Origin of the sequence: Enterococcus sp. HMSC076E04, assembly GCF_001814285.1 — a bacterium.
Taxonomy (GTDB): Bacteria; Bacillota; Bacilli; order Lactobacillales; family Enterococcaceae; genus Enterococcus_B; species Enterococcus_B lactis.
On sequence record NZ_KV815597.1, the window covers coordinates 37768 to 44519 of the forward strand.

A 6752-nucleotide genomic window follows, 5' to 3' on the forward strand; every position below is an offset into this window, starting at 1 on the left:
CCTTCCTCCTATCCATAAATAATTTCATGAATCAATCGTAACTCCAACGTGGAAATCTTGATAGTATACTCACTCTCTATCTCGAAAAAGGCACGATGAATCTGTTCCATTTCTGCCCCTGCTTGAGTCGTATATTCCTCTATATCTTCTTGTTCATCCACACTTTCTTTCCTTAAAATTCGTTCAATCATACAGCAGCAATGTAGGTATAGTAAAAACAACTTACTATTAGATAGAGTGATCTCTAAGGTTTCCTCAGCTACGGATACAGCACTTTGCACTAAACGCAACAGTTTGGTTGCGTCCAAAATCGTTAAATTCTCGATGATTTTATTAATTGAAAAACTGAACATCAGCTGTTCTTTTAAATCTTTATCACGTATGTCAAAATAATCTTGTAGAATTGAAATGAACTTCTCAACATCTTCACCGTTAATTAAATGATCAAGACCAATATAAGGAACCTGTTCGATTTTGGGATCTTCTGTTCCTACAATCATCAATACTTCATATATCTGGAAAGGATCCTCATACATTTTATTTTTTTGCAATTTTTTGTAATCATACGGAATAATCGTCAATTCTTTGCAATGATTTTCTAAACAAGATTCCAAAATCTCTTGTATTTGAGTAGCTGAACCTATTCCGGTGTAACAGCAAGTTAAGATTGCCTGTGTTTTTTCTTTTTTTGGTAGTATTAGTTGTTTTTTTACTTTGTTTTCTATATCGATTTTTTGGCTGATTTCTGCGATAGACATTTGTCTTTGAATCAACTGCCCAATCTCCAATACAAGAGGCGTAGAGACATAATCGATAATCAGCAGTGGACCACGTATTTTATCTGCTAGCTTTTTTCCGATTTCGTTCAACGACCCCATATCTACTAATAAAATCAACCCGGCGTCCGTTTGATGATCATTGATAAAGCGAATGACTTGTTCTTCGACTTTAGCTAACGTGATATTGATTGGCATATCATAAGCTTGAAAGATATTCTGCTTCAGCATCCGATTGCCTACGTTCGCCATACTGCTAGCAGTAGAATAACCATGAGCTAAAATGATACTCTTGATTTTCTTTTCTCCTAGCGTGATCTGCAGCCCATGAAAATAAAAGGAAATAAAAATCAAATCTTCCTCTTTAAAATCTTGATCTAATTGTCGAGAAATATGTCCTAGTACTTTTTTAGCATACCAATAAGAAGTATCTATGGAACTCGAAACCAATTCTAACAACTTGTCTTTGACACTTTGCCATTCATGGTTTTCTGCAATCATATCTGTGTTGTTTTTATGGTAGAGATACTGTGCCAGGGCAATCACACGATTACCATCTTGTTCCAATCCGTAGTTTTCATGCATCCAATCAAAAGTTTCTCGTATCTGATAGGTTAGTACAGAATAAAATGATTCTTCTTTCGAATAACTATCTTTAAAAATAAACTCGTCCATCAAATGATTGATTCGATTTACCGTATGATCAATAAAATCTTTAATCATTAATTCTTGCTTTTCAACTTTTTGATACATTTGCACTATTTTTTCAAATAACTGCCTGATTTGCCTGACTTCTGAAGATTCTAAAAAGACTTGATTAGCTGTATGCGGCAAATATTGGCGGTCTGGTAAAGCTTTAATCGTTTTTTTCAGCTGCTCTTTTAGCTGCATGGTATTTTCAGTTGGAAGATCCTTCAAACGAACTCGAATAGACAGACTATTTTGATTTTTGGCGTACGCACTACCGCAGACATATTTCACGATGTTCTTTATCTTCCCTACATTGCCTTCTAGGTCACTATTAAGCAAAAAGTCCACTAGTTGATAACTTACATCGATGCGTTTTGACAAAATATTCGCTTCATTAATAAAAAATGTGTCTATCAGTTGCATACGCTCTGATTGCGGACGACGTTCATAATTCGGTAACATGACAATCACTGGCAAACGGCGAATAAATGTCGGCAAAAATGTTTGATAGACATTCTCAGTTGTTGCAAATATCATACGGACGTTTGCTTTATGTCTGATTGCATTGTCCCCCATCGGTGAAATTTCTCCTGTATCCATAAATGTAAAAAGCTTTTCTTGCCCTTCATCACTTAAGCGGTGTACCTCATCCAAAAATAATACGCCATTATCAGCTTTTTCTATCAATCCAATATGTTCTTTTTCCGCTCCAGTAAATGCTCCTTTGACATGTCCAAACAAAGCAGAAGACAAGAGTTCAGGATTGTTGAAATATTGGGCACAATTATAAGAGATAAACGGAGCATCTTTTGGGATGACCTTTTCTGCTACAGCATATTCATAGATTTTTTCTGCTAAAAATGTTTTCCCTGAACCGCTATTGCCTGATAAAAGAATAGGCAACCCATTCCCAGGATAAAGTACTGCTGTCTTTATTTGATCAACTACTTCTCTTAAGCTGCCATTTGCTCCAATCACCGTTTCTAATGCATTGGCTTTTTCTGCTGCAAATAAGTCTTCCCAAGTTTCATATTCAGATTCTCTGTGGAAAATGCCAAGTTCAGCTAAAGTTTCAACATGTAAAAAAGAGACGGGGTAACTCTTGACCTTGACCAATATTCCTTCTTTCATTCCTTGATTTAAGTAGAAGCTTGTTGTACTTCGATTCAAACCGACATTTTCGCTAATTGATAAAGCTGAAAAATCTTCTGCATGATGCTCACTGTAATTTTTTGTCAGCTCTTTTAAATATTTTTCTACTTTTTTGTTCATGATCAACACCACCCAATTTACTCTTGCTCAATCAATTGTACGAGAATAAGAAACCCTTTTCAATGCATGGGAAGAAAAGCCGAGGCACTTGGCCTCAGCTCTAGTTTAATACTCTAATTTCCACATATAACGACGCTTTGTCAGCGGATGCTGGCGTACTTCAGCTAATTCTTCTGCATAGACGCGGAATACTGCTGTGATGACGAATGGATTGAAGTAATCAAGAACCTCTTTCGCAATGTGGGCAGACAGTCCCCAATCCAGTGCATCTACGATTTCTATTTTTGCATCGAAACGATTCAAAAAGGTCAGTGCTCGGGCATCCATTTGACGCGTACGACCATCATTCATCAATAAGATAAATGGTACGTCTTTGTCCGTGATTTCAAATGGACCATGGAAAAATTCACCAGAATGGAAAGTACCAGAGTGAATCCATTGCATCTCCATCATTAAACAAATAGAAGTGGAATACGCAACTTCATGAGTCGCTCCTGAACTCATAACATATATCACCTTTTCATTTTTGAAACGTTCGGCGAATTTTTTTGCTTGTAGACGTGCTCCCTTTGCACTTTCTTGCGACAAATCATAAATTTTGTCGAAACCATCCATCATCTTATCGTAGTCTTTATACCCTTCGATCTGATTTAGTAGTTCAACTGCAAGTTCTAAGCAGTAACCTGTTTTTTCTAGTTTTGCTGCGTAATCTTCTGTGAAACGATGATAAATCACATAGTCTGCGTCTTTCGTTAACGGAGAATCTACGCTATGTGTTAAACTAACAACTGTGGCACCTTGTTCTTTCGCTACTGCGTTAGCTTGAACAGTTTCAGGAGTCGTACCTCCCAATGAAGCTGAAATAACTACAGTATGATCGTTGATCGAGCGAGGTGTCGCATAATTGAATTCATTTGCCGTAAAGTGGCTGATACGTAATTTGTTTGCGTTTTGTTCTAAAAAATATTTTGCTGGATATAGATCTGCTTTCGATGCACCACAGCCGACAAATACGATGGACTCCACCTCTTTGTTCGCGATGATTTCTTTGACGATATCTTTTGGACTTAATGTTGAATTCATGTTTGAATTCCTCCTCATACTATTTATTTTTAACCTAAATTAGGTTGGTCCCTTAATTAAAAATCCCGCATAAACTTAGTAAAACACCACCAGCGATACAAATAGTGAGCATCAAACCGGTCCGAACTTTCTTTTGCAACAACCAATACATAAAAAATGTCAGCCCTAAAGGAATCAACTGGGGCATGATATTATCTAAAACATCCTGTAAAACAAACGCCTTGCCGAATCTTAGCGGCGTGGTGATTCCAATCATGCTAGCAATCATAGCTCCAATGACCATCAAACCGATAATCGTACAAACATACATCACTTTATCCATCAGCCCTTCTTGATACAGTTTCGCTAAATATTTATTCCCAGTATTATAACCAATTTTTCCGCCATAATATGTAACGAAAAAGGACGGAATGAAGGAGATGATAATGGCCAAGATAGGGCCTAAGATACTACCTTGCTGAGCGAGATTGATTCCAAAGCCAAAGGCTAAAACACGTATGGTTCCTTGGAAGAAAGAGTCTCCGATTCCTGACAAAGGGCCCATAAGCGAAGTCTTCAAAGCACTGATGGTTTCCGGATTAAAATTCTCTTGATCTTCGGCATATTGTTCTTCCATAGATGCCGCTAGTCCTAAAACGAATGAACTTGTTTGCGGCGTACAATTGTAGTAAGCCATGTGCCGCTCATAAGCATCGATTTTCTTTTGTTTGTCTTCTGGCTTGTCATAGATTTTATCAATGATTGGTGCGATCCCATACATAAACCCCATATTCATTTGTCGTTCGTAATTCCATGAAGCTTGTATTGCCCACGAACGCCAGAAAAATTGCCAATACTTCCAACTATTTTGATCTTTCTTAGTCATAAAAAAACTCCTTTCTATAAATCATCTAAAGGATCAGGTTCGCTTACAGCTGTCCTATTATCTTTACCATTGAATTTGACTTGTGCCATCACAAAGGCCACAATGCAAGCAAAAGCTGCGATACCTGTGATGCTTAATCCGGAGTAAGCTGTGATTAGAAAACCAAGTAATAAAAACGGGATCATTTTTTTCGTCAACATCGTTTGTAACAACAAAGCAAAACCATATGCTGGTAAAATTTTGCTTGCTAAAGTCAGACCATTTGTCAACCATACTGGGATACTGCTCACGATATTTTTCACTAAATCTGTTCCAAAGTAAACAGCTAAAAAGATAGGGATAAAATACATCAGTGAATATAAGACCGTACCATAGATTATGTGGATCCGTCGTGCTCTGCTGAACTTTCCTTCATTGATTAAATTATCTGCCCAATGTGTCAGATTTGAGAGTACCGTCCGCATCAATATTCCAAGCATTTGTCCTAACACAGAGATTGGAATGGCAATAGTCAGAGCAGTTTCAGCATTGGAGCCAGATAGAATAGCAAAAGCTGTAGCAATAATGGACGCCATATTCATATCCGGTGGCGCTGCTGCTCCGATATTTACCAGACCAAGCGACATCAATTCCAGAGAAGCACCAACCAATAAACCTTTTTCCAAGTCACCTAATACTAACCCAACTAACGTACTCACGATTAAAGGCCGTTCAAAATTCATCCTCCCTAGTAGTCTAGAGTCCAAGATGCACATGATTCCGACCAGACCTAAGGCAATCGATTGAAACAACATAACGTAAACTCCTTTCTTTTTAAATCATTGTATTCAAATCCTCTTTTTTTGAGGTTGGAACCTGTTGCATGAACTGTTTGATGCCCATTGATTTTAGTACTTTCGCATCTTCTATCTCATTTTCAGTCAAGAAGATAGCATTACTGAATTGTTTTGATCCTTCTTTTTTTATGATGCCTCCGTAATTGATTTCCTTAACGTTTGAGTAACTTTCGCAAAACTGACGAACATCCTTGGTATTTCCAAAGATCATCATGATGTTTTCGCTCAATGTTTCTATTTTAGATATTTTTGTCAATGTATTTTCAACGGTAAATATATTGAGTTTGATTCCTTGAGGTTTTGATAGTTCTAAAGACATTTTTTTAAATTCATCATTGGCTGCTTCATCATTCACCACCAGAATTCGGTTGATTTGCAAAGATTTACTCCAAGAAAACACCACTTGTCCATGCAACAATCGGTGATCGATACGAATGAACTTGATCATAGATCATCTCCTCCTTCGTTTGATTTTTTTAGTAATCGATTGCAATCAATCAATGACTGCCGACTTTCTTCGATAATCAGTTCTAAATCTGCAGCAGCAATTGGGTTAACTTGCGTGGCGATTGAAATCACTAAGGGTAGATTCATTCCTGTGATCAAGCGTATTGCTGGCTCTTTCTTTAACAGTCCTATCATTTCATTATTGACACTTCCTCCTAAGATATCTGTGAGAATAAATAGATTTTCTTTTCCTAATTTTGAAACTATACTTTGTATTTGTTGTTCTATCGGCTCATCTTCATCTCGATAAGCTGATAATGCATAAATATTAGTGGCAGGCCCCAAGATCATTTCAGCTGTTTGTTTTAGACCTTGAGATAATGCGCCGTGACTAGCTAGAATAATCGTATTCATTTTTATTTCCTCCTCGCTGACAGTTTTATATAAAGCAAATATCGTGCCAACTTCTGTTAAGCCTGTAAAATCAATAGTTACAACTATTTCCCAACACTTTTATCATTTACTGAGAAGTGTTCAATCGATTTTGTAAAAGTGTTGAACTGCTTTTCTACATATATAAAACAAAAACAGCCCCTCGACTGTGTTTCTATCACACAGTCAAGGGGCTGTTTTTGACTCGTTGAAGTCGTTCATACTTTGTGTAATCAATGCTATTGAAGATAAGGCATATGTATCTTATGGATATATTTCCTCATCCAAATCATCCATGCAGGATTATGAAAAAAAATGAGCGTGAGACAAAAGTAAAGAACACTTTTGTCT

The 6752-nt window shown here is 37.0% G+C and carries 6 protein-coding genes; all 6 read right to left on the reverse strand.

Going from position 1 to position 6752, the window contains the following annotated elements:
• Positions 1-8: 8 nt before the first annotated feature.
• The 6 genes from HMPREF2961_RS06885 to HMPREF2961_RS06910 all read right to left on the reverse strand — a co-directional run bounded on the left by HMPREF2961_RS06885 (position 9) and on the right by HMPREF2961_RS06910 (position 6383).
• Positions 9-2738, reverse strand: a complete 2730-nt coding sequence (locus HMPREF2961_RS06885) for a sigma 54-interacting transcriptional regulator (RefSeq protein ID WP_024635178.1) — start codon at positions 2736-2738, stop codon at positions 9-11.
• A gap of 105 nt (positions 2739-2843) precedes the next feature.
• Positions 2844-3821, reverse strand: coding sequence for an SIS domain-containing protein (locus tag HMPREF2961_RS06890; RefSeq protein WP_070704394.1), 978 nt, complete (start codon positions 3819-3821; stop codon positions 2844-2846).
• Positions 3822-3873: 52 nt separating this feature from the next.
• A complete protein-coding gene (locus tag HMPREF2961_RS06895) occupies positions 3874-4686 on the reverse strand; it encodes a PTS system mannose/fructose/sorbose family transporter subunit IID (protein WP_002335700.1) in 813 nt (270 codons plus the stop codon).
• Positions 4687-4700: 14 nt separating this feature from the next.
• Positions 4701-5480, reverse strand: coding sequence for a PTS mannose/fructose/sorbose/N-acetylgalactosamine transporter subunit IIC (locus HMPREF2961_RS06900; protein WP_002313784.1), 780 nt, complete (start codon positions 5478-5480; stop codon positions 4701-4703).
• Positions 5481-5499: 19 nt separating this feature from the next.
• Positions 5500-5970 carry a PTS sugar transporter subunit IIB gene (locus HMPREF2961_RS06905; RefSeq protein ID WP_002315055.1) on the reverse strand — a complete coding sequence of 157 codons (471 nt, stop codon included), beginning with the start codon at positions 5968-5970 and terminating at the stop codon, positions 5500-5502.
• Complete coding sequence (locus HMPREF2961_RS06910; RefSeq protein WP_002309312.1) at positions 5967-6383, reverse strand: PTS sugar transporter subunit IIA; 417 nt, start codon at positions 6381-6383, stop codon at positions 5967-5969. The genes HMPREF2961_RS06905 and HMPREF2961_RS06910 overlap by 4 nt, the downstream gene beginning before the upstream one ends.
• Positions 6384-6752 lie beyond the last annotated feature (369 nt).